Genomic DNA, 25,093 nt, shown 5'->3' with positions numbered 1-25,093 from the left:
GTACTGGGAGGTGGGGGTTTCCGTTTCGGGATCTACATCGGCATGTATGCCGCCCTGCGGCAGGCCGGCAAGGGGCCGGACATGCTGCTGGCCAGCTGCGGCGGCGCCATTGCCGCAGCCATCATTCATAACCTGCCCGATCCCGCCGCGCAGCGCGCCTGGCTGGCGTCCGAGGAGATGTACCGCTTCTGGTGCAGCCTGCGCGCCACCGAACACGCCGCGCTGCTCGGCACTTTGGCGCGCGCCGCCAGGCGCAAGCTGTCCAGCGCCAGCGCACCGGTGATACCGGACCTGTTCAACGACTACCTGTTCGAGATTCCGTCGCAACTGCCCTTCCCGCCCGCCAGCGGCGCGCCGGACGTGGATGTTGCCATCCTCGGCGGCAAGCTGCTGTTCACGCCTGCTGATGTCGGCCAGCCGCGCGGCCAGCGCAAGCTGTTTGCGGAAACGGTGTTCTGCAACGAACGCGCCGCAGCGGCGCTGAAAGACATGGACTCGCCGCTCAGCGATCCGCGCTGGGGCGAGCACGCCGTCGCCCGCGAACTGCTGGTCGATGCCAGCGTGCCGGTCACCGACGCCGCCCGCATCTCCATCGCCGACATGATCTACTTCCGCTGCGCGCAGTATCGCGGCGAGGAATACATCGGCGGCGTGGTCGACCTGTTCCCGGTCGAAATCGCCCGCGCGCTGGGCCAGGAAGTGATCATGGAATTCAAGGAAGCGTTCGACCAGGTGTTTTCGATTCCCGCCTGGCGCTCGGTGCTGGGCGTGGACGGCAACGCGCGCCTGCGCTACGCCAATACCCACCTGGCCGACATGCGCATCGACTCGTCGGACGTGTCGGTGGTGTTGGAAAAGCAGCAGATGCAGCAAAAGCTGGACTGGCTGCGCAACCGCATCGAACTGCAGATGCCGCCAAGTCACGACATCTTCATGCAGCACATGAACGACCAGTGGCAGTACGGCTACGACCGCGCCAGGGAAGCGCTGGCACGGCCGCTACGCCAGCAGCCGGCGGTGCGGCGCGCCAACCGCCACAGCAAGCCGCTGAGCAGCATCGAGCCTTAAAGCAGGTCCGACGCCAAGGCCTGGTGCAGCGACGCCACCGCCGCCGAGCCTTCGCCCACCGCCGCCGCCACCCGCTTGACCGAGCCGCTGCGCACATCGCCTACCGCGAAGATGCGCGGACGGCTGGTCTCCAGAAAGTGGCGCTGGCGTTCCAGCGGCCAGCGTTCGGCCGGCACGTCAGGGCCGGTGAGCACGAAGTTCTTGTCGTCCAACAGCACGCAGTCGTTCAGCCACGCGGTGCTGGGTTCCGCGCCGAGGAACAGGAACAGATGGCGCGCCGGCGCCTCGCGCGGCTCGCCGCCGGCGCTTTGCCAGCAGATGCTTTCCAGCCTGTCCGTGCCACGCAATTCGACGATCTGCTTGTGCGTGTGCAGCGTGATCTTCGACGACGCTTCGATGCGCTGGATCAGATAGCGCGACATGCTGGCCGCCAGGCCGCCCGAGCGCACCACGATGTGCACATGCTTGGCGTGCGCCGACAGGAACACCGCCGCCTGCCCCGCCGAATTGCCGCCGCCGACCACCACCACTTCTTCATCGGCGCAGAAGTTCGCTTCCATGAACGAGGCGCTGTAGTAGACGCCGCGTCCCTCAAAGCGCTCCAGCTCCGGCAGGTTGGGCTTGCGGTAGCGCGCGCCGCTGGCGATGACAATCGACCGGGCGCGCAGCTTTTCGCCGCTGTCGATCTCGATGTCGTAGTCCGCGCTGTCGCACTTGACCGCGCTGACCGCGACCGGCACCGCCACCTCGGCGCCGAACTTGCGCGCCTGCGACAGGCCGCGCCCCGCCAGCGCCTGGCCGGTGATCCCGGTCGGGAAACCAAAATAGTTTTCGATCTTGGAGCTGGAACCGGCCTGGCCGCCCGGCGCCTTCGCATCCAGCACCGCCACGCTCAGGCCTTCCGACGCCGCATACACCGCGGCAGCCAGGCCGGCCGGACCGGCGCCGACCACCACCACGTCGAACAGGCGGCCGTCGATGCGGTCCGGGCTGATGCCGATGCCGTCGGCCAGCTGGCGCAGCGTCGGCCGGCGCAGCACTTCGCCGTTGAGCATGACCACCGCCGGAATATCGTCGGCCGTGACGCCGAAGCGCGCCATCAGCTTGTGCGCCTCGTCGTCGGCCGCGATGTTGGTGTCGAAATAGGCGGCCGGCTGGCCATTGCGGTTGAGGAAGTGGCGCATCACCAGCGTCTGCTGTGAATCGCGCGCGCCGAACACCACCACGCCGCCGGTCTGGTCCTGCATATAGGCCACGCGCCGCAGGATGAAGGCGCGCATGATGGTTTCGCTCAGCGCCGCTTCCGAAATCACCAGCGTGCGCAACGCCTCTTCGTCGATGACGATCAGCTCACTGTCGGCCACCACGCGCGCGGTGGCGACGGCGGCGCGGCCGGCCAGGGCGCCCATCTCGCCGGTGAACATGCCGGGGCCGTGGGTGCCGATGATGGTCGAACCAAGCGCCGAGCCGCGCTCGATCTCGATCGAGCCGGAGATGATGACGTACATCGGGATATGACGGTCGCCCTGGCGGAACAGCACGTCGCCGGCGGCGAAGCGCTGGCGTTCGCCGTAGCGCAGCAGCACGTCGAACTGGTCTTCGCTCAGGGTCGGAAAAATCTGGTGGCGGCGGTTGCCGATGTCGGACGACGCCAAGTGGGGGGCGGTGTCGTAGCCCGCCCCGGATTGCTGTTCCATGCCGTATCCTCGCGATAAAGTACGGCAATGATAGCGCTAATTGGGCGGGCTGGTTGCCTCCCCTTCAGCAAGGCCGCCATGCCTTATTTGCATAGCTGCTGCCACTGCGCCTCGAACTCGGCGGGCGACACATCCTGCGCCAGCAAGGTCAGGTCGCGCGCCACCGAAATGTAGCGCTGATAGCCGATATAGCCGCCAAACGCGTCCTTGGCGTTGACTTCGCCGCACGGCGCGCCGCCCTTGCCGATGAACTGGTTGCGGAACTGGGCCTGGTTCGGCTCCAGGATTTTTTCCTTCACATACTTTTCACCCAGCGTGGTCAGCGTTGCCGCTTCTTCCTGCTGCTTTTGCGCCGCCGTCTTGCCACAAGCCGCCAGCACCAGCATCAATGCCATCGTGATAGCCAATCTCATATATTTTCTCTTTTATATTGTTCCTGCCATCCTGCCTTAACGCAGCAACACCCCACGTTGTTGACATGCAGGGGTTTTGTTACTATCCCAAGCTTTACTGCGAGATCAGGAGTCTTCATGTCCTACCAACCTTCCGCCCGCTGGCTAAACGCCGTGCTGGCCTGTGCAATGTTGCTCACTTCATATGCCGAGGCAGCTGAAAAGCTGGCCCATGTGACCATTCTGGCCACCGGCGGCACCATTGCCGGCAGCGGCGCTTCCAGCACCACCACCGTCGGCTACACCGCCGCCACCGTCGGCGTGAACAGCCTGATCGCTGCCGTGCCGGAACTGGCCAAGGTCGCCGAGGTCAAGGGCGAGCAGGTATTCCAGATCGCCAGCGAAAACATGAGCAACGAGCACTGGCTGAAACTGGCCAAGCGCGTCAACACCCTGCTGGCGCAGCCGGACGTGGATGGCATCGTCATCACCCACGGCACCGACACGCTGGAAGAAACCGCCTACTTCCTGGACCTGACCGTCAAGAGCAAAAAACCGGTGGTGCTGGTGGGCGCCATGCGTCCGGGCACCGCGCTGTCAGCCGACGGTCCGATCAACCTGTACAACGCCGTGCTGCTGGCCGCCAGCCAGGAAGCCGTCGGCAAGGGCGTGCTGGTCGCCATGAACGACCAGATCCACGCCGCGCGCGACGTCACCAAGACCAATACCTCGACGCCGGACAGCTTCAAGACGCCGGAACTGGGCATGCTGGGCTACATCCAGGGCAACAAGCCGTACTTCTACCACGTGTCGTCCCGCAAAAACACGGCCGACACCGAGTTCGACATCAGCCAGCTCGACACCCTGCCGCAGGTCGACATCGTGTACGGCTACGCCAATGTTAACCCAGTTGCACTGAACGCGCTGGTGGCCGCTGGCGCCAAGGGCATCATCCACGCCGGCGTCGGCGACGGCAGCCTGGCGGCCTCGGTCAAGACCGGCCTGGTGGCGGCGCGCAAGCAAGGCGTGCTGATCGTGCGTTCCAGCCGCGTCGGCCAGGGCATCGTGGCGCGCAACGGCGAAGCCAACGACGATGAACTGGACTTCGTTGCTTCCGACACGCTGAATCCGCAGAAAGCGCGCATCCTGCTGATGCTGGCGCTGACCAGGACCAGCGACAGCAAGCAGATTCAGCGCATGTTCTACACCTACTGATCGCGCTTACGGATAGCTGGGCCGCTTCATGTGGAACAGGCTGTCCGGCGTGATTTCAAAGTAGTCGGCCGGGCCGCCGCCACGCAGGATGGCGCGCGAACCGGCCGTGTCATAGATGCCGTCGCGCAGCAATTCGCGCGCGATGTGCACTCCCACCACTTCCCCGATGGTCAGCCAGGTGTTGGTTTCCGCACCGGATGCACCCTGCAGGCGAATGATCTGGCTCACCTTGCATTCAAACGACACCGGACTTTCCGCCACGCGCGGCACCGCCACGATGGTGGACGCGGCCGGCGTCAGGCCGGCCAGCTGAAACTCGTCGATGTCCGGCGGCGCGGCGGCGCAGCTGGCGTTCATCGCGTCGGCCAGCGGCCGCGTCGCCAGGTTCCAGACGAATTCCCCGGTTTCCTCGATGTTGCGCAGCGTGTCCTTGCGGCCAATGCTGGCAAAGCCGATCAGCGGCGGCGTGTAGTTGAAGGCGTTGAAGAAGCTGTACGGCGCCAGGTTCAGATTGCCGCTGGCGGCGCGGGTCGAGATCCAGCCGATCGGGCGCGGGCCGACGATGGCGTTGAAGGGATCATGCGGCAGGCCGTGGCCTTGTGCCGGTTCATAAAAGTATCGGTCGCTCATGCCACATTGTCGCACATGTCTCCAGCGAAACAATTTATACAAATCGGGTATTGCGCGGCAAGCGTGCAGGCATTAATCTAAGAGCATCACCTAATTGAAACACGTATATGAATCTCGACCTGCAATTCCGCCCGATGAAAGCGCCGCCAACTCCGAAGGCCCTGTTGACTTTCCGGAAAGATGCTGGCCTGAAGGGTGCGGTGCCACAGAAGGCTGCGCACGACGCGCGCGGCGTGGTGCAGTGGGTGTCGGTGGAGCTGAAAAACAAGCAGGTCGGCATCGCCCGGCTGGAGATTGCGCCGCCGATGTTCTGTTTTGTGTCGGATCTGATGGTGTTGAGCCAGTACCGGGGCCGCGGCATCGGCCACTGGCTGATTCAGCGCATTGAACAATACTGTCTCGGCCGTGGCACCCAGCGCCTGATGCTGGAAGCGGCCGAAGGCACCGACAAGTTCTACCAATCGCAGGCTTTCGTGCCCGATCCGCTGGCGCCACGGCTGTGGCGCAAGGAAATCAGCCCACTGCAACGGAAGATATTCACACCGGCATTCGGCTGATCAGCGCTTCAGGCGCGCCAGCAGCTCGTCGGCCACCGCATTGGCCGACGCCGGATTCTGGCCCGTGATCAGTTCGCGGTCCTTCACCACATAGGATTGCCAGTTGGCGCCACTGCTGTAGATGCCGCCGGCACTTTCCAGCGCGGTTTGCGGCGTGAACTTCATGGCGCCGCCCTTCAACATCCCCTTTGCCGCCTCTTCTTCGTTATTGCTGATCACAGTCATCTTGTAGCCGGCGTAGATCCAGGCGGGCGCCCTGCCGGCCTGGCCACCGCTTTCCAGCGGCAGGGTCAGCTGCCGTGGTGCATCCAGCGTGGACAGCAGCGCGATAGGACCGTGGCAGACCAACGCGGTTGGCTTGCCTTTCTGGTGAAAGGCCGCCAGCAGACGCCCCAGCGGCGCGCTGTAGAGCAAATCCTGCATCGGTGCGTGGCCGCCGGGGACGTAGATGGCGCCGTAGCGGTCGTAGCCGCCCTGCTCCACGCGCGCCAGGCTGATCACCGGCGAATGGGTGGCCGACGTCAGTTGCAGCTTGTCGAGCAGCGCCAGATGCTGCTGCATGGCGGCTTCGTCATTGCCGAAGTACATTTTGTCGATCGAACCGCGGTCGACGGTAGGCGCCTTGCCCAGCGGCGTGGCGAAGGTGACGGTATGGCCGGCGTCCAGCAACTTTTTGACCGGCTGCATCAGCTCGTTTGCGTAAAAGCCGGTGTCGAATGAGCGGTTGTCTCGCAGGGCCAACTGCGACTCATCGGACAGCACGACCAGCACGTTGGCGCTGTGGGCGGCAACCGCACCTAGGCCCAGCACGGCGGTGGCAATGGCGTTGCGAAGAATGTTTTCCATGATAAGTTCCTTTGTTTTTCAGTCCCGCCAGTGTATTCATGCCTTAGCCATGTTTAAATATGCTGAAAATCAAATCATTTGTTCTTGAAAGGTGTGAATGGCACGGCAATTCGATCATATGGCGGACCTGGAAGCGTTTGTCACCATCGTCGACAAAGGCACGATCAGCGCAGCGGCGGTGGCGCTCGGCACCACGCCGTCGGTGTTGAGCCGCGCCGTGGCCCGGCTGGAGGCGCGGCTGGGCGTGCAGCTGATGCGGCGCACCACGCGCCGGCTCAGCGTGACGGAAGCGGGCAATCTGTATCTGGAGCAGGCGCGCAGCGCTTTCGGTCTGATCGCCGACGCCGAGCGCGCCATCCAGGGCCAGGGCGGCGCGCTGTCCGGCAAGGTGCGCATCAGTGTACCGACTACCTATGGCCACTACCGCCTGCCGGCCATGCTGCGGGGGTTCATGGAGCGGCACCCGCAGGTTGACATCGAGCTGAGCATCAATAACCGGAATGTCGATCTGGTCGCCGAGGGCTACGACATGGCAATCCGGCTGGGGGAGCTGGCCGACAGCGGCCTTGCCGCCAAGCGGCTCGGCGACGAGGCGGTCTGCCTGGTGGCCTCACCCGACTACCTGCACCGCGCCGGCATTCCGCAAACGCTGCACGAGCTGGCGGGCCACACCTGCCTACCCTTCATCATGCCGAGCACCGGCCGTCTGGCGCCGTGGCTGTTCCGGGTGAATGGCGAAGACGTCAATTGGCTGCCCATCCCGCGCATGCAGGTCGCGGACGACGTGCTGGGCGTGGTGTCGCTGGCGCAGCAAGGGCTGGGCATCTGCCAGACCTACCACTTCGTGGCGGAGGAGCGGTTGCGCAATGGCCAACTGGTGGAAGTGCTACCGGCGCTGCGGGGACGCAGCAAGCCGTTTTCGCTGATTTATCCACCGCACCGGCGCATCTCGGCGGCCGTGCGGGCGCTGATCGACGCCCTGCCAGGCGGTTGTTAACAAATTCTGTGGATAAGGCTGTTAACAAGCTGGCGCACCGGCAAACAAGTGCTTGTTTTCAAAGGACAAAAGTTTGCTGCGTAATTTTCGCGCAGTGAAAAGTTATCCACCGCGACGGCGCTCGAACAATTCGTACAGCCCCATGCCGGCCACCATGGCCAGAACGAACAGGATGGCTTTCGGCACACCCATTCCCAGGCCGACCAAGGCCGGTCCGGGACAGAATCCCGCCAGTCCCCAGCCTATGCCGAACATGACGGCGCCGATTATAAGGCGGCGATCAATGCGTGCGGCGACGGGTAATTTCATTGCACCGCCCAACAGCGTGGTTTTACGGGACCTGGCCCAAAGAAAAGCAAAGAAACCAACGCCAACCGCGCCTGCCATAACGAATATCAGCGACGGGTTCCAATTGCCCGCCAAATCCAGAAACGCCAATACCTTGGCCGGATTCGCCATGCCGGAAATAATAAGGCCGATACCGAATATCAGGCCAGCCAGAAATGAAATAATCATCATAAATGGCGTACCAGGAATACGGTTAGAAATACCAGCGCCATGAAAGTCAGCGTGGCAATCAGCGAGCGAGGCGAAAGCCGCGCTATTCCACAGACACCATGTCCGCTGGTGCAGCCGGAACCCATTCTGGTACCAAATCCAACGATTAATCCGGCAATAATTAAAATAAACGGATCCGCATCAACTTGAATATCCGGACGCATCCAGGCCAAGGCATATACACCAGGCGCCACAACCAGGCCGGCAATAAATGCGACACGCCAGCCTATATCGCCACGACGCGGTTTAATCAGGCCGCCGAGTATGCCGCTGATGCCGGCAATACGGCCATTGAATACGACGAATAAGGCGGCAGCCAAACCGATCAGCACCCCGCCGACCAGGGCGGTGACGGGCGTGAAGGCGATGCTATCGATGGTCATTGCGGCGCTCCTCTGGGAAAAGTCTCTCAGAGTATGCCAGATATCAGTGTCATCGCGCTAATTTTTGGCATGGCGGCTCGGCAAAAAGGAACACGGACAGGCTGCCCTTGCGCCCTGTTTTAATCAGCCGTTTGCCACCCGCAGGTTAGGACGAATGCGCGGCATATTATGTGCCCCAGGCTTCTTCGGTAAATCGGCAATTGTTGCAGTCGATGCGTCCAATTTAAACTGGCCGACCACTTCACTTAAATGCACAGCCTGTTCTTTTAACTCTTCCGCCGCCGCACTTGCCTCTTCCACCAATGCAGTATTCTGTTGAGTCATGCCATCCATTTGGCCGAGTGCCTGGCTGACATCTTGAATACCAATACTCTGCTCCTGGCTGGCATTACTAATCTCGGCCATAATCTCCGTCACGCGGCGCACGCTGGCAACCACCTCATGCATGGTGACACCGGCTTTTTCCACCAGATCCGAACCGCTGCCGACTTTTACTACCGAATCATCAATCAGGACTTTAATTTCCTTGGCCGCCTGCGCAGCGCGCTGGGCTAAAACGCGCACCTCGCTGGCCACCACGGCAAAACCACGGCCTTGTTCGCCGGCGCGTGCCGCTTCCACTGCGGCATTCAAGGCCAGAATATTCGTCTGGAATGCGATGCCATCGATAACAGAAATAATATCGACGATTTTTTTCGACGAATCATTAATCGATTCCATCGTCGTGGTTACCTGGCGCATCACTTCACCGCCCTGCTCCGAGACCTCGGACGCCGATTGCGACAATTGATTCGCCTGCTGCGCATTGCTGGCGTTTTGCTTGACGGTCGAGGTCAGCTCTTCCATGGCGGTCGCCACGCGCTCCAGCGACTGCGCCTGCTGTTCGGTCCGCTGCGACAAGTCCAGATTGCCGACCGCGATCTCGTTTGATGCGTGGGTAATGGATTCGGTGCCATGGCGCACCTCGCTGACGATGCCGGCCAGGCTGTCGCGCATGCTCTTGATGGCAAACAGCAGGCTGTCCTTGTCGGATGCCGCCACCCGCACGTTGACGGACAGGTCGCCCTTGGCGATGCGGCTGGCGATCTCGGCCGCATACAGCGGCTCGCCGCCCAGTTGTTTCAGCAGCACGCGCTTGATCAGGCCGGCAATCACCACGCTCAGGATGAAGGCCACCACCGCCAGCACCGTCACCATGCGCTGGGCGCCGCTGGCGTAGGCTTCCACCGTCTCGGTGGCGGTTTCCGATTCCTTCTGGGCCGAGGTGACCAGCACCGCCATGTCCTGCACGATGCGGCGGCGCAAGGGGCTGCATTCATTCACCAGGAAACGGCCATACTCCTCCATCTTGCCGGCGTCGCGATACTGGCGCGGCCGCTTGAGCTCGTTCGCCATCGCCAGCAAGCCCTCCTTGACCTTGGCAAACTGGGGATCGTTGGCGTAAGCCGGCGCCATGCGCTCCACGGCTTTCAGGTAAATCGCCTTTTGTGCGTCGACGATGTCCAGTTCCCTGTTGGCTTCGGCAGCGTCGGTGAAGATATAAGCGTTACGCGCCGCCAGGCCGGTCTGGGCAAGCGCCTCGCGCGCCATGTACAGCGGCTCCAGCTTCTCCGAGGCGATGCGGTTGTCGTCGTTAAAAGCCTTCGACAGCGACGATACGCGCACCACGGAAAACACCGCCAGTACCAGCATCAGCGCCGTCAGCATGCCAAACCCCAACGTCAGCTGGGTACCAATTTTTAATTTCTTGAACGAATCCATGGGACGCTCCTGTGTGTGGGCAAAGTTGGATTAACAACCAGGCTCGCGGGCTAGGAGCGATGAAATACACGGAAGTCGGGGCGGGGACGGAAAACCAGGTGATGAACTGGCCGTCTAAGGCATGGACGGCGGTTCGATGCACCAGAATGCATGAGCCTTACTATGCCTTAAAAAATGCCGTATATCAACATAAATTAAACTAATACCACCATGGCGATCACCGCGCGCGACACTTTTCAATGGTGTCGGGGGATGGCGTATCGCTTCGTCGTCGCACGCTGGCCGACGACAGCACGCGGAAGATCATTTCCTTGGGCACGTCGTGCGCTTCGAGGAAAGCCCATGCGGTTGCCGCGCCACAGAGCGCGTCAATCACAACGCCCTGTTCGAGCGCATCGGCAAATTGGTGGTTGGTTCTCGGTTGCATGTCCTCACCTCTCGGTATTTAAAAATTAAATACTCACGGGATTAGGTGAGAACGCCAGCCGCGTTGGCGCGCTGTCTGGGCGCCTGCAGCTATCATTACTATAACAACTTTACGGGCGGACGGTGATTGATTTAATGTATCGTGCAACGGATGGCCTGCCCAGCTGGGTTCGAACCAGCGACCCCAAGCTTAGAAGGCTTGTGCTCTATCCAACTGAGCTATGGGCAGAGGATGGCCGCAGGAATCTGCGGCGGAAATGAAAAACGGGCTGTCTTTCGACAACCCGTTTAAAAGTTCTTGGTCGGAGTACAAGGATTCGAACCTTGGACCCCCTGGTCCCAAACCAGGTGCGCTACCGGGCTGCGCTACACTCCGAAGACCAGTATTCTAGTCGTTGTCGCCCATTCCGTCAATCAAAGCAGGCGATTTAAATTTTTATGCCGCCAGCTGGCTTTCCACCTTGTCGGCGATGCGGCGCGCCATCGACTGGGCGGCATTGGCGTCGCGCGCTTCGACCATGACGCGGATCAACGGTTCGGTGCCCGAGGCGCGGATCAGCACGCGGCCGCTGTCACCCAGCTCGGCCTCGACCTTTTCCTTTTCAGCCACCATGGCGGCGTTTTTGGTCCAGTCGAAGCCCGGCGCCACGCGCACGTTGATCAGCGTCTGCGGGAAGATGGTCAGGTCGGCGCAGCACTCTTCCAGCGACTTGCCGGCGCGCTTCAGCGCCGACAGCACTTGCAGCGCGGAGATGATGCCGTCGCCGGTGGTGTGCTTGTCCAGCGCCAGCAGGTGACCCGAGCCTTCGCCGCCCAGGTTCCAGCCCTTCTCCTGCATCACTTCCAGCACGTAGCGGTCGCCCACCTTGGCGCGGGCGAAGCCGATGCCTTTCTCTTTCAGCGCCACTTCGACCGCCATATTGGTCATCAGCGTGCCGACGGCGCCGGCCACCGGGCCGGTGGCCAGGCGGTCCATCACCATCAGGTACAGCAGCTCGTCGCCGTTGTACAGGCGGCCGTTGGCGTCGCACATGATGAGGCGGTCGGCGTCGCCGTCCAGCGCGATGCCGAGGTCGGCGCCGTGGGCGCGCACGGCGGCGGCCATGGCGGCCGGCGCGGTGGCGCCGTGTTCCAGGTTGATGTTGAAGCCGTCCGGCTTGTTGCCGATGGCGATCACTTCCGCGCCCAATTCATGGAACACGTGCGGCGCGATGTTGTAGGCGGCGCCGTGGGCGCAGTCGACCACCACTTTCAGGCCGCGCAGGTCCAGCTCGTTCGGGAAGGTGCTCTTGCAGAATTCGATGTAGCGGCCCTGGGCGTCGTCCAGGCGCTTGGCGCGGCCCAGTTTTTCCGACGGCACGCAGTTCATGGGCTGGTCCAGCTCGGCTTCGATGTCGAGCTCGACCGCGTCCGGCAGCTTGGCGCCCTGCGCCGAAAAGAACTTGATGCCGTTGTCCTGGAACGGGTTGTGCGAGGCCGAGATCACCACGCCAGCCGACAGGCGCAGCGCGCGCGTCAGGTAGGCGATGGCCGGCGTCGGCATCGGGCCGGCCAGCATGACGTCGACGCCGGCGGCCGAGAAGCCGGCTTCCAGCGCGGCTTCCAGCATGTAGCCGGAAATGCGGGTGTCCTTGCCGATCAGGACCGTCGGGCGGCCGGCGCCGGAGCGTTTGCTGGCCAGGACTTTGCCGGCCGCATAGCCGAGGCGCATGACGAAGTCAGGCGTGATGGGTGCTTCGCCGACCAGACCGCGGATGCCGTCGGTGCCAAAATATTTACGTGCCATTGTGTGTGCTCTTTTAAGTCGTTATTTTATTGTGCCGCTTGCCAAACCTTGAGTGCGTCGACCGTTTCCGCCACGTCGTGCACGCGCACGATCAGCGCGCCTTGCGCCACTGCCGCCAGGGCGCCGCCGACGCTGCCGGCCATGCGCTGCTCGACCGGCTTGCCGGTCACCGCGCCCACCATCGATTTGCGCGACAGTCCCGCCAGCAGCGGCAGGTTCAGCTCGTCGATCAGGCGCGCGGTCGCTTTCAGCAAGGCGTAATTATGCTCCACAGTCTTGCCAAAGCCAAAGCCGGGATCGATGCAAAGTCGACGTGGATCAATCCCGGCCGCCAGCAGCGCCTCGGCGCGCTCGCGCAGGAAGGCGATCACCTCGCCGACCACGTCGGTGTAGGCCGGCGCCAGCTGCATGTGCTGCGGGTCGCTCTGCATGTGCATGATGCACAGCGCGCAGTCGCTATCGCGCACCGCGTCGATCGCGCCGGGCGCGCGAAAACCGTTGATGTCGTTGATCATGTCGACGCCGGCGATGATGGCTTCGCGCATCACCTGCGGTTTGTAGGTGTCGACCGAGATTGCCGGGCCCATGTCGCGCACGGCGTACAGCACCGGCATCACGCGCTGCAGCTCGTCTTCCAGCGATACCGCCGGCGAGCCGGGACGGGTCGATTCGCCGCCGACGTCGATGATGTCGACGCCATCCTGGATCATCTGCTCGGCGTGCGACAGCGCGAACTCCAGCGACTGGTAGTTGCCGCCGTCGGAAAACGAATCGGGCGTCACGTTGAGGATGCCCATCACGCGGGCGCGCACGCCCTGCCCCCGCCACGGGTAGTTAAAACGGCCGAACTGTAAGGTAGATTGCATGTGAAACTGAAATGAAAAAGGGCGAGGATTGCTCCTCACCCTTGATTGATACGCTGATTGATACGCGCGTGCCGCTTAGGCCGGTGCGGTCACGCTAGGCGATACGCCGCTGCCGCCATCGCCAGGAGGCTGTTTGCGGATTGTCACGCCGGCTTTCGGCGGACGCGGCTCCAGGCCGGCCATGATGTCGTTGATCTGGTCCGCATCGATGGTTTCCCATTCCAGCAGCGCCTTGGTCATGACTTCGACCTTGTCACGGTTCTCCGACAGCAGCTTGCGGGCCAGCGCGTATTGCGTGTCCAGGATGTTGCGGATTTCCGCATCCACCTTCTGCTGCGTGGCTTCCGAGATGGTTTTATTCGAACCGCCCATGAAGCCGTCGTTCTGCGTATCCTCGTACACCATCACGCCCAGCGCATCCGACATGCCGAACTTGGTGACCATCGAGCGGGCCAGCTTGGTGGCGCGCGAGAAGTCGTTCGAGGCGCCGGTCGACATCTGGCCGACGAAGATCTCTTCGGCGATACGGCCGCCGAACAGGATGGAAATCTCTTCCAGCATCTTGTCCTTGTAGCCCGAGATATTGTCGTGCTCCGGCAGCTGCCAGGTCAGGCCCAGTGCCCAGCCGCGCGGCATGATGGTCACTTTGTGCACCGGATCAGCCTTCGGCAGCAGCTTGGCGACCACCGCGTGGCCCGACTCGTGGTAGGCGGTGTTGCGGCGTTCATCTTCGCGGATGACCATCGATTTACGCTCGGGACCCATGTAGATCTTGTCCTTGGCATCTTCGAAGTCGGCCATGTCGACCAGGCGCTTGGAACGACGGGCGGCAAACAGCGCGGCCTCGTTGACCAGGTTGGCCAGATCGGCGCCCGAGAAACCAGGGGTGCCGCGGGCCAGGATGTCGGCCTTGACGTCGGTGCCGATCGGCACTTTGCGCATGTGCACGTTCAGGATCTGTTCGCGGCCGCGGATGTCCGGCAGGCCGACGTTGACCTGGCGGTCGAAACGGCCCGGACGCAGCAGCGCCTTGTCCAGCACGTCGGCGCGGTTGGTGGCGGCGATGACGATCACGCCGGACTGCGCTTCGAAGCCGTCCATTTCCACCAGCAGCTGATTCAGCGTCTGTTCGCGTTCGTCGTTGCCGCCGCCCATGCCGGCGCCACGGTGACGGCCGACCGCGTCGATCTCGTCGATGAAGATGATGCACGGCGAATGCTTCTTGGCGTTCTCGAACATGTCGCGTACGCGGGAAGCGCCGACGCCGACGAACATTTCAACGAAGTCCGAACCGGAGATCGAGAAGAACGGCACCTTGGCTTCGCCGGCGATGGCGCGCGCCAGCAGGGTTTTACCCGTGCCTGGCGGACCGACCATCAGCACGCCGCGTGGAATGCGGCCGCCGAGTTTCTGGAATTTGCTCGGGTCTTTCAGGAAGTCGACGATCTCGCCGACTTCTTCCTTGGCTTCGTCGCAGCCGGCCACGTCGGACAGGGTGACGGTGTTGTTGGTTTCATCCATCATGCGCGCCTTCGACTTGCCGAAGGAGAACGCGCCGCCCTTGCCGCCGCCCTGCATCTGGCGCATGAAGAAGATCCACACGCCGATCAGCAGCAGCATCGGGAACCAGGAGACGAACACCTGCTGCAGGAACGATGGCTCCTCCGGCGGTTTGACGTCGAAGTGGACGCCGTTGTCGCGCAGGTCGCCGATCAGGCCGCGATCGAGCACGGTGACGGTGCTGCGGACCTTGGTGTCGTCGCTGCGGGTGGCGGTGATGCTGCCGCCTTCGATCACGACGTCCTTGATGCGTTTGGCTTTCACGTCATCCAGCAAGTCGGAATAAGCGATGGTTTTGGCTCCACCGGTTACGCCATGGCTATCAAACTGCTTGTACAGCATAAGCAGGAGCAGTACCACGACTACCCAGATGGCTGATTTGGAAAACATGTTATTCACGAAAACTCCTTGGATGCGAGACGCATCGATAAACCTGGCTGATATTCGATTTTACTCGCAATAGGCAGGCGGTGCCAGAACCCTGCCGTGCGCCGGTCAAAAACCGGCGGAAAATCACATTATTTGACCACATTAACGCTGTTATCAAGTCAAAAACCGCTTTCCCAGGGTCGATGTGCGGCTTGTTCGTCAAATATCAAGGGTGCCAGCCCTCGGAATCCAGCGGTTGTGCCGAGGCCATCCCATCGGTGGGGTTTTTCAGGCCGCGGCCCAGCAGGAATATCTCGGACGATTTGTCGCGGCTGGCTTTGGGTTTCTTTTGCGTCACTGTTTTAAATTCGGCACGGAATTTGAGCACGATATCGTTGAAGCCCATGTCTTTAAAACATTTGACCAGCAAGGCGCCGCCCGGTTTCAAATGGGCCTGCGAAAACTCGATCGCCAGATCGATCAGATGCTCCATGCGAGCGGCGTCGGAATCGTGGATGCCGGACAGGTTGGGCGCCATATCCGATAACACCAGGTCAACTTTCTGCCCCTGCACCACGGCTTCCAGCTGCTGCAGCACGTCGGCTTCGCGGAAATCGCCCTGGATGAAGTGGAAATCGGCGATCGGCTCCATCGGCAGCATGTCGAGGCCGATCAGGGTGCCGTTGATGCCGCCGCCCTCCTTGCCGGCCAGCTTGCGCCGGGTGTACTGGCCCCAGCTGCCCGGCGTGCAGCCCAGGTCGACAATGACCTGGCCGGGTTTGATCAGCTTCTCCTCTTCGTCTATCTCTTTCAATTTGAAAGCCGCACGGGCGCGATAGCCCTCTTTCTGGGCCAATTTCACGTAAGGATCGTTAATATGATCGTGAATCCAGTTTTTGTTTATTTTGTTCTTAGCCATTCGCGTAGAATACTGCCTTTAAGGAACCTACAAAAAGAAATTTTATGATCAAACTTACACCCGCTGAGCGCAGCGCGCTGCGCGCCGAGGCCCATGGCCTGAAACCTATCGTCCTGATCGGCGCTGACGGCCTGACCGCCAACGTCCTCAAGGAAATCTCGCTGGGACTCGATTCCCATGGCCTGATCAAGGTGCGCGTGTTCGGTGACGACCGCGAAGCCCGTGTGGCCATGTACGAGAGCATCACCGAGCAGCTGAAAGCGGCGCCGGTGCAGCACATCGGCAAGCTGTTCGTTCTGTACCGCCCGAAAGTGGAAACCGAAAAAGCCCGCAGCTCGTCCGGCAAGGGCCTGCGCGAAGTGACCATCGTCAAGGCCAGCGCCAGCGGCACCAAGCGCCCGTCGGTGACCAAGGTCCTGCTCAAGGGGAATGAACGCGTGACCCAAGGCGGCAACATCAAGCGCGCCAAGCCACTGCAGAAGTCTGCCAAGAAAAGCGCACTCGGCTCGAAGTAAGCGCTTCAAAGCCGGGGTCAGTTCTGCCAATCGGACACGGGCTCAGCAATGAAATAGCTGAGCCCGTGTCCGATTGGCAGAACTGACCCCGGTTTTGTATTACTGTTTTACCACCAGCCACGCGGCCAGCAGGCTTTGCACCAGGTAGATGACGCTGGAAATGCCGTGCAGGATGCCGAATTCGTTCTTTGCGGCGCCTTCCATCACGCCGCCCGGCCCTGCCGCCGCGCGCAGCGTCGCCATCATCGGCTGCAGGCCGAAGTGCGACACCAGCGTGCACGCCAACATCACCAGCACGATAATCAGCAAGGTCCGGCGCGACTTGGCCGCCATATTGGCGGCCGGTCCGGCAAAGATGCCGCCGGTGCTGGTCTGGGTCGCCCACAGCAGCACCAGCATCACCAGCGCGCAGGCGATCGACAGCCAGGCCTGGTTGGTGAACAATTGGCCGGCCAGGGTGCCGGCAAGCACGCGGTCACTCAGCGTGGCGAACAGGGTCGGCGCGGCCAGATAGCCCACCGCCCATAAACTGCCGGCCCACAGGGTCGCGACCAGCAAACGTGTGCGGGCGAGTAGCATCAGATGTAGCGCACTTCCAGAATCTCGTATTCACGCGGACCCGATGGGGCCTGCACTTCCACCACGTCGCCGGCCGACTTGCCGATCAGCGCGCGGGCGATCGGCGAGGTCACCGACACTTTGCTCAGTTTCAGGTCGGCTTCATCGATGCCGACGATCTGGTAGGTCACTTTGGCGCCCGATTCCAGGTCTTCCAGGTCCACCGTCGAAGCGAACACCACGCGGCCTTCGGCGTCCAGCGTGGCCGGGTCGATGATTTGCGCTGCGCTCAACTTGCCTTCCAGTTCCGCGATGCGGCCTTCCACGAACGCCTGGCGCTCCTTGGCGGCATCGTACTCGGCGTTTTCCGACAGGTCGCCATGCGAGCGTGCTTCGGCAATCGCGTCGATCACGATACGGCGTTCTTTGGTCTTCAACTGGTGCAACTCATCTTTCAGGAGTTCTGCGCCGAACTTGGTAAGTGGAACTGAAGTCATGTTGTTTATTTACTCTGTTTTTACAATGGAAAACCACAGAGGCCACGCCAACCTGCAGCGCGAGCTCTGTGGTTAATGGGTACTACCTAAACCTCTAAGCCTTAGTGTAAGGTTTTATGCAGCCCTTGTAAATCGTACACACGCAAATCGTCCAGATGGCGAATGCCTTCGACCGCCGCTTCGGCGCCGGCGATGGTGGTGTACGTGGTCACGCGCGACGCCAGCGACGAGGTGCGGATGGCGCGCGAGTCGATGATGGCGTTGCGCTTCTCTTCCACCGTGTTGATGACCAGGACAATTTCATGGTTCTTGATCATGTCGACGATGTGCGGACGGCCTTCGACCACCTTGTTCACCGCGGTGACCGGAATGCCGGCCGCCGCGATCACTGCAGCAGTACCCTTGGTGGCAGCCAGCGTGAAGCCCATGTCGACCAGGTCGCGCGCCACTTTCACGGCGCGCGGCTTGTCCGACGATTTCACCGACAGGAACACCTTGCCCGACTTCGGCAGCTTGACGCCGGCGCCCATCTGCGACTTGACGAAGGCTTCGCCGAAGGTCTTGCCGACGCCCATCACCTCACCGGTCGATTTCATCTCAGGGCCGAGGATGGTGTCCACGCCCGGGAACTTCACGAACGGGAACACGGCTTCCTTGACGCTGTAGTACGGCGGCACGACTTCCTTGGTGATGCCCTGCTCCGCCAGCTTCTGGCCGACCATGCAGCGCGCGGCGATCTTCGCCAGCTGCAGGCCGGTGGCCTTCGACACGTACGGCACGGTGCGCGAGGCGCGCGGGTTCACTTCCAGCACGTAGACCACGTCCCGCAGTTGCCCATCCTGGTCCTGCTTCTGGATCGCGAACTGCACGTTCATCAGGCCGACCACGTTCAGGCCCTTGGCCATCAGCGAGGTCTGGCGCTTCAGTTCATCGATGGTTTCCTGCGACAGCGAGTACGGCGGCAGCGAGCATGCCGAGTCGCCCGAGTGGACGCCGGCCTGTTCGATGTGTTCCATCACGCCGCCGATGAAGGTGGTTTCGCCGTCCGAGATGCAGTCGACGTCGCACTCGATGGCGTCGTTCAGGAAGCGGTCCAGCAGCACCGGCGAATCGTTCGACACCTTGACCGCTTCGCGCATGTAGCGCTCCAGGTCGCGCTGCTCGTGGACGATTTCCATCGCGCGGCCGCCCAGCACGTAGGAGGGACGCACCACCAGCGGGTAGCCGATTTCCTGCGCCAGCGCCAGGGCGTCGGCTTCGGTGCGCGCGGTGCGGTTAGGCGGCTGACGCAGACCCAGGTCCTGCAGCAGCTTCTGGAAACGCTCGCGGTCTTCGGCGGCGTCGATCATGTCCGGCGAGGTGCCGATGATCGGCACGCCGTTGGCTTCCAGGTCCAGCGCCAGTTTCAACGGGGTCTGGCCGCCGTACTGCACGATCACGCCGACCGGTTTTTCCAGTTCGACGATTTCCAGCACGTCTTCCAGCGTCAGCGACTCGAAGTACAGGCGGTCCGAGGTATCGTAGTCGGTCGACACGGTCTCCGGATTGCAGTTGACCATGATGGTCTCGTAGCCGTCTTCGCGCATCGCCAGTGCCGCGTGCACGCAGCAGTAGTCGAATTCGATACCCTGGCCGATACGGTTCGGGCCACCGCCCAGCACCATGATCTTCTTCTTGTCGGTCGGATTCGACTCGCACTCTTCATCGTAGGTCGAGTACATGTACGCGGTGTTGGTCGCGAATTCCGCGGCGCAGGTGTCGACGCGCTTGTAGACCGGACGAATGCCCAGGCCATGGCGGTACTTGCGTACTTCGGCCGGCGTGGTTTGCAGCAGGAAGGCCAGGCGGCGGTCCGAGAAGCCCTTCTGTTTCAGCTTGTACAGCGTGTTCTTGTCCAGCTGTTCCAGCTTCTGCGTGTCCATCCACAGTTCCAAGTCGACGATCTCTTTAATCTGGATCAGGAACCATGGGTCGATCTTGGTCAGCTGCTGCACTTCTTCCATGGTGAAGCCTTGCGCGAAGGCGTCGCCCACGTACCAGATGCGCTCCGGACCTGGCTCGCCCAGTTCCTCTTCGATCTTCTCGCGGTCCTTGGTTTTCTCGTTCAGGCCATCGACGCCCACTTCCAGGCCGCGCAGCGCTTTCTGGAACGATTCCTGGAAGGTGCGGCCGATCGCCATCACTTCACCGACGGATTTCATCTGGGTGGTCAGGTGGTGGTCGGCGGTCGGGAATTTCTCGAACGTGAAGCGCGGGATCTTGGTGACGACGTAGTCGATCGACGGTTCGAACGAGGCCGGGGTGGCGCCGCCGGTGATCTCGTTGCGCAGCTCGTCCAGCGTGAAGCCGACGGCCAGCTTGGCCGCCACCTTGGCGATCGGGAAGCCGGTGGCTTTCGACGCCAGCGCCGACGAACGCGACACGCGCGGATTCATTTCGATGACGATCATGCGGCCGTCGGCCGGGTTGATCGAGAACTGCACGTTGGAGCCGCCGGTGTCGACACCGATTTCACGCAGCACCGCCAGCGAGGCGTTACGCATGATCTGGTATTCCTTGTCGGTCAGCGTCTGCGCCGGCGCGACGGTGATCGAGTCGCCGGTGTGCACGCCCATCGGGTCCAGGTTTTCGATCGAGCAGATGATGATGCAGTTGTCCGCCTTGTCGCGCACCACTTCCATCTCGTACTCTTTCCAGCCCAGCAGCGATTCTTCGATCAGCAGCTCGTTGGTTGGCGAAGCTTCCAGGCCGCGCTTGCAGATCGCTTCGAATTCTTCCTCGTTGTAGGCGATGCCGCCGCCGCTGCCGCCCATGGTGAACGATGGACGGATGATGGTCGGGAAGCCGACTTCCTTCTGCACCGCCCACGCCTCGTCCAGCGAGTGCGCCACGCCGGAGCGCGCCGAACCCAGGCCGATCTTGGTCATCGCGTCCTTGAACTTGGAGCGGTCTTCGGCCTTGTCGATGGCTTCCGGCGTCGCGCCGATCAGTTCAACCTTGTATTTGTCCAGCACACCGTGACGGTGCAGGTCCAGCGCGCAGTTCAGCGCGGTCTGGCCGCCCATGGTCGGCAGGATCGCGTCCGGCTTTTCCTTGGCGATGATCTTTTCGACGATCTGCCAGGTGATCGGCTCGATGTAGGTGACGTCGGCCATTTCCGGGTCGGTCATGATGGTCGCAGGGTTGCTGTTGACCAGGATGACTTTGTAGCCTTCTTCGCGCAGGGCCTTGCAGGCCTGGGCGCCGGAGTAGTCGAATTCGCAGGCCTGGCCGATGATGATCGGGCCAGCGCCAATAATCAGGATGCTTTTAATATCAGAACGTTTTGGCATTTATTTTTTCTCCGTAGCTTCCATCAGGCCGATGAAGCGGTCAAACAGGTAAGCGACGTCAGTCGGGCCAGGCGATGCTTCAGGGTGGCCCTGGAAGCAGAAGGCCGGCGTATCGGTGCGGGCGAAGCCTTGCAGCGAACCGTCGAACAGCGACACGTGGGTTACGCGGCAGTTGGCCGGCAGCGTGTTCGGGTCCACCGCAAAACCGTGGTTCTGCGAGGTGATCATGACCTTCTTGCTGTCCAGGTCCTGCACCGGGTGGTTGGCGCCGTGGTGGCCGAATTTCATCTTCAGGGTCTTGGCGCCGGACGCCAGGCCCATGATCTGGTGGCCGAGGCAGATGCCGAACAGCGGCAGCTTCTTGTCCATGAAGACCTTGGCGGCGGCGATCGCGTAATCGCACGGCTCAGGGTCGCCAGGACCGTTCGACAGGAATACGCCGTCCGGGTTCAGCGCCAGCACGTCTTCCGCGCTGGTCTGCGCAGGAACGACGGTGACTTTGCAGCCGCGCGCGGTCAGCATGCGCAGGATGTTGCGCTTGACGCCGAAGTCGTAGGCCACCACGTGGAACTTGGTGTCTTCCGCAGCCAGCTTGCCGTAGCCTTCGCCGAGCGTCCACTCGGTTTCGGTGTATTCGTAGGTCGACTTGACGGTCACCACCTTGGCCAGGTCCATGCCGGACAGGCCAGGGAAGGAGCGCGCCAGATCCAGCGCCTGCGACGCCGACGGTTCGTTGCCCTGGGTGCCGACCAGGATGGCGCCGGACTGGGCGCCCTTCTCGCGCAGAATGCGGGTCAGCTTGCGCGTGTCGATACCGGCGATGGCGACGATGTTCTCGGCCTTCAGGTAGTCGCCCAGCGATTGGGTGGAGCGGAAATTGGAAGCGATCAGCGGCAGGTCACGGATGATTAGACCGGCTGCATGCACTTTGGAAGCTTCGACGTCTTCGGCGTTGATGCCGTAGTTGCCGATGTGGGGATACGTCAGCGTGACGATCTGGCGGCTGTAGGAAGGATCGGTGAGGATTTCCTGATAGCCGGTCATGGAAGTGTTAAACACCACTTCGCCGGTGGTATGGCCGGCGGCGCCGATCGAAAAACCTTTGAAAATGGTTCCGTCAGCGAGGGCCAGTATGGCTGGAACGGCGGGGCCAGAAAAAAATGGCGGCAAGGGCAACTCCTGATAAAGTTACCGTAGCTGCGCCACGTCAGACGACCGTCAAGCAACCCAGGCCAAAGCCGCGCCGGGGGTGAGGGTCAGATTGATGATGGATTGAGTGGTAGTCGCTACGGTAGAGATGTGATTTGGCTAAACCTTTGAATTATAACCAAATCCGCCCTGCTTGGCAAGGCCGTCCGGCGTTGCGCCGGACGGTATTTTTGCGCCTGTTGCTTAATTCAGCGCGGCGATGCCGGCTTTGGCGATTTGCGCATCTTCGGCCGATTTGACGCCCGAGACGCCGACGGCGCCGATGACGTGGCCGTCAACGATGACCGGCACGCCGCCTTCCAGCATGCCGTCGGTGTGCGGCGCCGGCGCGCTCAGGAACGACACGCGGCCGTTGTTGATCATGTCTTCATAGATTTTCGACTCGCGACGGCCCAGCGCCGCCACCCGCGCCTTGGCCGGCGCGATGTGCGACGACAGCGGATTGGCGCCGTCATTGCGCTGCAGCCACAGCAGATGGCCGCCGTCGTCGACGATGGCGATCACCACCGCCCAGTTGTTGGCCAGGGCTTCCGCCTCAGCGGCAGCGGCGATTTTCTTGACGTCGGCAAGCGACAGGTAAGGTTTGGTTTGCATGAGTCGTCCCTCTTTACGGTTTGCGTTTTGCTTCGAGTTTTTGTTTGATTTGCGCCATCACCTGCGCGGCGGCCTGTTCGCCCGCCAGCACGGCCTGGTTGCGGCCGTTGAAGTCATTGCTGGCCATCTTGCCCAGCGGCGGCGTGATGACGATGTCGGCGTCGCGCAGCTCATAGTCGTTGATGCGCTGGCCCATGATGCTGAAGGTCTGCATGATCACGTCCAGCGAACTGACGGTGGCCTGCACATCGGCCTGGGTCGAGATGTTGACGGCGATGACGAAGTCCGCCCCCATGTCGCGCGCAAAGCGTACCGGCACCGGCGCCACCAGGCCGCCATCGACATAGGTGTGACCGTTGATCGTTACCGGCTGGAACACGCCCGGCACCGCCGACGACGCGCGCACCGCCATGCCGGTATTCCCGCGCTGGAACAGGATAGGCTTGCCGTCCTTCAGATCGGTGGCCACGGCGCCGAACGGAATCTTCAGCTTTTCCATCGGCAGATTGTTGACCGACTTGTTGACATAGGCCTGCAACGCCTCGCCTTTCAGCACGCCGGTATTCTTGCGGAACAGCGGCACGGCCCAGTCGGAGATCGACGCTTCGTCCATCTCCAGCGCCAGCTTTTGCAGCTGGAAGCCGGTATTGCCGGCCGCGTACAGCGCGCCGACCACGCTGCCGGCGCTGGTGCCGACCACGATGTCCGGATAGATGCCCTGCGCCTCCAGCGCCTTGATCACGCCGATGTGGGCGAAACCGCGCGCGGCGCCGCCGCCCAGGGCCAGGCCGATCTTGATCTTCTTGGGAGGCAGCGGCTCCACCGGCGGCTGCACGGCAGGCGTTTCAATCACCGGGGCGTTTTTGCAGCCAGCGATCGTGGCGGCGGACAGAATGGCTAAAGCGGCAAGAGCGAGACGGCGTGATGTCATGTGGTGTGATCTGGCGGATTGATGCGACCAGATTGTACACCGCCTCGCCCTGCTACATTAGTAACGGTCGTCGAAGGCGAAAATCGGCTTGCGGGTTTTCCATGCACCGGCGGTGAAGTCCGGGAAGTCCAGCGTCTGGAAGTTCTGCGCAATCGACTGCTCGGACAGCGGCGTAATCGCGCTCCACGTCACCGCATCGTAGATATCGATCGGCATCGGCGCCTCCGCCTTCAGCGCTTCCACAAAGGCGTGGATGACGAAGAAGTCCATGCCGCCGTGGCCTGCGCCTTCGGCCGTCTTGCCGTACTTCTTCCACAGCGGATGGTCGTACTTGTCCTGCCACGGCTGGAAGTCGTCCCACTGGTGCGGTTTGCTCTTGCCTTCGATGTGGATGGAATGGTTCACGTCCATCCACAGTCCATCGGTGCCCTGCACCCGGAAGCCGAGCGAATAAGGACGCGGCAGCGAGGTGTCGTGCTGCAGGATGATGGTTTCGCCGTTTTCGCAGGCCAGCGTGGTGGTCACCACGTCGCCCAGCTTGAAGGTGGTTTTGGCGCTCGGATGATTGGCCCCGCCCTGCTTGAGCACATAGTCATGCAGCCCGCGCGCCTTGGTGGCGAACGCATTAATCCGCGTGAAGCGATTGCCGCGATTGATGTTGGTGTACATCGCGCACGGACCGATGCCGTGGCTCGGATACAGCTCGCCGTTGCGCCGCACCGAATGCTCGGTGCGCCAATGCGCTTCCGACCAGCCCTTGGCGCCGTATTCCACGCCGCCGCCATACGGCTGCTCCGGATTGCCGCTATTGAATTTCACCGCGCGCAGATCGTGCTGGTAGCCGCCCTGCAGGTGCACCAGCTCACCAAATACGCCGCCGCGCACCATCTGCAGCACCGCCATCACATCGCGGCGGAAGCATACGTTCTCCAGCAGCATGTAGGGTGTCTTGGTTTTCAGCTGGGTGTTCAGCACATTCCAATGGTCCTCCAGCGTGATGCCGGCCACCACTTCGCAGCCGACCGGGATGTTGGCCTGCATGGCGGCGATGGCCATCGGCGCATGCCATTCCCACGGCGTGGCGATGATCACGCCATCCAGGCCGCCGGCATCCAGCATGCGCTTGTAGGCTTGCGGATCGCGGTCCTCACCGTAGGTCCTGGGCTTCGGCTTTTTATGCTTGTCCACATTGGCCAGCGCGCGGCCCAGCATGATCGGTTCGATGTCGCACAGCGCCGCCACTTCCACGTCGTCGCGCCGCAGCAGCTCCTGCAACAGCACCTGGCCGCGCATGCCGGTGCCGATCATGCCGATGCGGACCTTCTGGCGCACGGCGCCGAAAGCCGATGGCAGCACCATGCTGCCAGCAAGCGCGGCGCCTGCCGCCATAAAGTCACGTCGATTCATTTGATTGCTCATTCGTTTGC

General features: G+C 62.1%; 24 protein-coding genes and 2 tRNA genes. 5 read left to right on the top strand and 21 right to left on the bottom strand.

What is annotated here, in order from left to right:
- Positions 1 to 42 precede the first annotated feature (42 nt).
- Positions 43 to 1,068 (top strand): hypothetical protein, encoded by a 1,026-nt coding sequence (locus GJ698_RS21500; protein ID WP_229260108.1) that lies wholly within the window; start codon positions 43 to 45, stop codon positions 1,066 to 1,068.
- On the opposite strand, the gene GJ698_RS21495 is transcribed toward GJ698_RS21500, so the two are convergent.
- Together GJ698_RS21495 and GJ698_RS21490 are read right to left on the bottom strand one after the other, a co-directional pair.
- Positions 1,065 to 2,765: an FAD-dependent oxidoreductase gene (locus tag GJ698_RS21495; RefSeq protein ID WP_154359907.1), complete on the bottom strand. Its 1,701-nt coding sequence runs from the start codon at positions 2,763 to 2,765 to the stop codon at positions 1,065 to 1,067. The two genes, GJ698_RS21500 and GJ698_RS21495, sit on opposite strands and share 4 nt — an antisense overlap.
- 83 nt (positions 2,766 to 2,848) lie before the next feature.
- Positions 2,849 to 3,178, bottom strand: coding sequence for a hypothetical protein (locus GJ698_RS21490; protein ID WP_154359906.1), 330 nt, complete (start codon positions 3,176 to 3,178; stop codon positions 2,849 to 2,851).
- A 168-nt stretch (positions 3,179 to 3,346) separates the two neighbouring features.
- Between GJ698_RS21490 and GJ698_RS21485 the strand changes: the two genes are divergently transcribed.
- On the top strand, positions 3,347 to 4,372 hold the full coding sequence (locus GJ698_RS21485; RefSeq protein WP_371865407.1) for a type II asparaginase: 1,026 nt from the start codon (positions 3,347 to 3,349) through the stop codon (positions 4,370 to 4,372).
- A 6-nt stretch (positions 4,373 to 4,378) separates the two neighbouring features.
- On the opposite strand, the gene GJ698_RS21480 is transcribed toward GJ698_RS21485, so the two are convergent.
- Positions 4,379 to 5,002, bottom strand: coding sequence for a flavin reductase family protein (locus GJ698_RS21480; RefSeq protein ID WP_154359904.1), 624 nt, complete (start codon positions 5,000 to 5,002; stop codon positions 4,379 to 4,381).
- Positions 5,003 to 5,109: 107 nt separating this feature from the next.
- Here GJ698_RS21480 and GJ698_RS21475 point away from each other — a divergent pair, with 107 nt between their 5' ends.
- A complete protein-coding gene (locus tag GJ698_RS21475; RefSeq protein WP_154359903.1) occupies positions 5,110 to 5,559 on the top strand; it encodes a GNAT family N-acetyltransferase in 450 nt (149 codons plus the stop codon).
- Here the strand turns inward: GJ698_RS21475 and GJ698_RS21470 are convergent, their stop codons facing one another.
- Entirely contained in the window at positions 5,560 to 6,405 is an 846-nt protein-coding gene (locus tag GJ698_RS21470) for a type 1 glutamine amidotransferase domain-containing protein (protein WP_154359902.1), read from the bottom strand. It abuts the gene before it with no gap.
- Between the two features lie 97 nt (positions 6,406 to 6,502).
- Here GJ698_RS21470 and GJ698_RS21465 point away from each other — a divergent pair, with 97 nt between their 5' ends.
- Positions 6,503 to 7,402 (top strand): LysR family transcriptional regulator, encoded by a 900-nt coding sequence (locus GJ698_RS21465; RefSeq protein WP_154359901.1) that lies wholly within the window; start codon positions 6,503 to 6,505, stop codon positions 7,400 to 7,402.
- Between the two features lie 102 nt (positions 7,403 to 7,504).
- On the opposite strand, the gene GJ698_RS21460 is transcribed toward GJ698_RS21465, so the two are convergent.
- The 10 genes from GJ698_RS21460 to GJ698_RS21415 all read right to left on the bottom strand — a co-directional run bounded on the left by GJ698_RS21460 (position 7,505) and on the right by GJ698_RS21415 (position 16,030).
- Positions 7,505 to 7,918, bottom strand: a complete 414-nt coding sequence (locus GJ698_RS21460; RefSeq protein WP_154359962.1) for a DUF6691 family protein — start codon at positions 7,916 to 7,918, stop codon at positions 7,505 to 7,507.
- Positions 7,918 to 8,343 carry a YeeE/YedE family protein gene (locus GJ698_RS21455; protein WP_154359900.1) on the bottom strand — a complete coding sequence of 142 codons (426 nt, stop codon included), beginning with the start codon at positions 8,341 to 8,343 and terminating at the stop codon, positions 7,918 to 7,920. Before GJ698_RS21455 ends, GJ698_RS21460 begins: the two co-directional genes overlap by 1 nt.
- Positions 8,344 to 8,466: 123 nt before the next feature.
- Positions 8,467 to 10,104, bottom strand: a complete 1,638-nt coding sequence (locus GJ698_RS21450; RefSeq protein WP_154359899.1) for a methyl-accepting chemotaxis protein — start codon at positions 10,102 to 10,104, stop codon at positions 8,467 to 8,469.
- 217 nt (positions 10,105 to 10,321) lie between these two features.
- The gene (locus GJ698_RS21445; RefSeq protein ID WP_154359898.1) at positions 10,322 to 10,531 is read right to left on the bottom strand and encodes a hypothetical protein; all 210 of its coding nucleotides are present in this window, start codon (positions 10,529 to 10,531) and stop codon (positions 10,322 to 10,324) included.
- 151 nt (positions 10,532 to 10,682) lie between these two features.
- Positions 10,683 to 10,759 (bottom strand) — tRNA-Arg (locus GJ698_RS21440).
- A gap of 70 nt (positions 10,760 to 10,829) precedes the next feature.
- A tRNA-Pro gene (locus GJ698_RS21435) sits at positions 10,830 to 10,906 on the bottom strand.
- Positions 10,907 to 10,966: 60 nt separating this feature from the next.
- A complete protein-coding gene (gene glmM, locus GJ698_RS21430) occupies positions 10,967 to 12,316 on the bottom strand; it encodes a phosphoglucosamine mutase (protein WP_154359897.1) in 1,350 nt (449 codons plus the stop codon).
- A gap of 26 nt (positions 12,317 to 12,342) precedes the next feature.
- Positions 12,343 to 13,182: a dihydropteroate synthase gene (folP, locus tag GJ698_RS21425; protein ID WP_154359896.1), complete on the bottom strand. Its 840-nt coding sequence runs from the start codon at positions 13,180 to 13,182 to the stop codon at positions 12,343 to 12,345.
- 75 nt (positions 13,183 to 13,257) lie between these two features.
- On the bottom strand, positions 13,258 to 15,141 hold the full coding sequence (gene ftsH / locus GJ698_RS21420) for an ATP-dependent zinc metalloprotease FtsH (protein ID WP_371865405.1): 1,884 nt from the start codon (positions 15,139 to 15,141) through the stop codon (positions 13,258 to 13,260).
- 196 nt (positions 15,142 to 15,337) lie between these two features.
- The gene (locus GJ698_RS21415) at positions 15,338 to 16,030 is read right to left on the bottom strand and encodes an RlmE family RNA methyltransferase (RefSeq protein WP_154359894.1); all 693 of its coding nucleotides are present in this window, start codon (positions 16,028 to 16,030) and stop codon (positions 15,338 to 15,340) included.
- A 44-nt stretch (positions 16,031 to 16,074) separates the two neighbouring features.
- On the opposite strand from GJ698_RS21415, the gene GJ698_RS21410 reads away from it, so the two are divergent.
- Positions 16,075 to 16,545: a YhbY family RNA-binding protein gene (locus GJ698_RS21410; RefSeq protein WP_154359893.1), complete on the top strand. Its 471-nt coding sequence runs from the start codon at positions 16,075 to 16,077 to the stop codon at positions 16,543 to 16,545.
- Positions 16,546 to 16,644: 99 nt separating this feature from the next.
- Here GJ698_RS21410 and GJ698_RS21405 read toward each other — a convergent pair whose 3' ends face one another.
- From GJ698_RS21405 to GJ698_RS21375, 7 genes are all read right to left on the bottom strand, one after another.
- Positions 16,645 to 17,124 (bottom strand): DUF4149 domain-containing protein, encoded by a 480-nt coding sequence (locus tag GJ698_RS21405; protein ID WP_154359892.1) that lies wholly within the window; start codon positions 17,122 to 17,124, stop codon positions 16,645 to 16,647.
- Positions 17,124 to 17,600: a transcription elongation factor GreA gene (greA, locus tag GJ698_RS21400; RefSeq protein ID WP_154359891.1), complete on the bottom strand. Its 477-nt coding sequence runs from the start codon at positions 17,598 to 17,600 to the stop codon at positions 17,124 to 17,126. Before greA ends, GJ698_RS21405 begins: the two co-directional genes overlap by 1 nt.
- Positions 17,601 to 17,701: 101 nt before the next feature.
- Positions 17,702 to 20,932: a carbamoyl-phosphate synthase large subunit gene (carB, locus tag GJ698_RS21395; protein ID WP_154359890.1), complete on the bottom strand. Its 3,231-nt coding sequence runs from the start codon at positions 20,930 to 20,932 to the stop codon at positions 17,702 to 17,704.
- Positions 20,933 to 22,102: a glutamine-hydrolyzing carbamoyl-phosphate synthase small subunit gene (gene carA / locus GJ698_RS21390; protein ID WP_154359889.1), complete on the bottom strand. Its 1,170-nt coding sequence runs from the start codon at positions 22,100 to 22,102 to the stop codon at positions 20,933 to 20,935.
- A 222-nt stretch (positions 22,103 to 22,324) separates the two neighbouring features.
- On the bottom strand, positions 22,325 to 22,735 hold the full coding sequence (locus tag GJ698_RS21385; RefSeq protein ID WP_154359888.1) for a GlcG/HbpS family heme-binding protein: 411 nt from the start codon (positions 22,733 to 22,735) through the stop codon (positions 22,325 to 22,327).
- Between the two features lie 13 nt (positions 22,736 to 22,748).
- The gene (locus GJ698_RS21380) at positions 22,749 to 23,666 is read right to left on the bottom strand and encodes a patatin-like phospholipase family protein (protein ID WP_154359887.1); all 918 of its coding nucleotides are present in this window, start codon (positions 23,664 to 23,666) and stop codon (positions 22,749 to 22,751) included.
- 57 nt (positions 23,667 to 23,723) lie between these two features.
- Entirely contained in the window at positions 23,724 to 25,073 is a 1,350-nt protein-coding gene (locus tag GJ698_RS21375; protein ID WP_154359886.1) for a Gfo/Idh/MocA family oxidoreductase, read from the bottom strand.
- Positions 25,074 to 25,093: the final 20 nt, after the last annotated feature.

It is taken from the genome of Duganella aquatilis (genome assembly GCF_009674565.1).
GTDB lineage: Bacteria > Pseudomonadota > Gammaproteobacteria > Burkholderiales > Burkholderiaceae_D > Rugamonas > Rugamonas aquatilis.
Note: the sequence above shows the minus strand (reverse complement) of the source record. Positions and strands in the feature narration are given on the sequence as shown.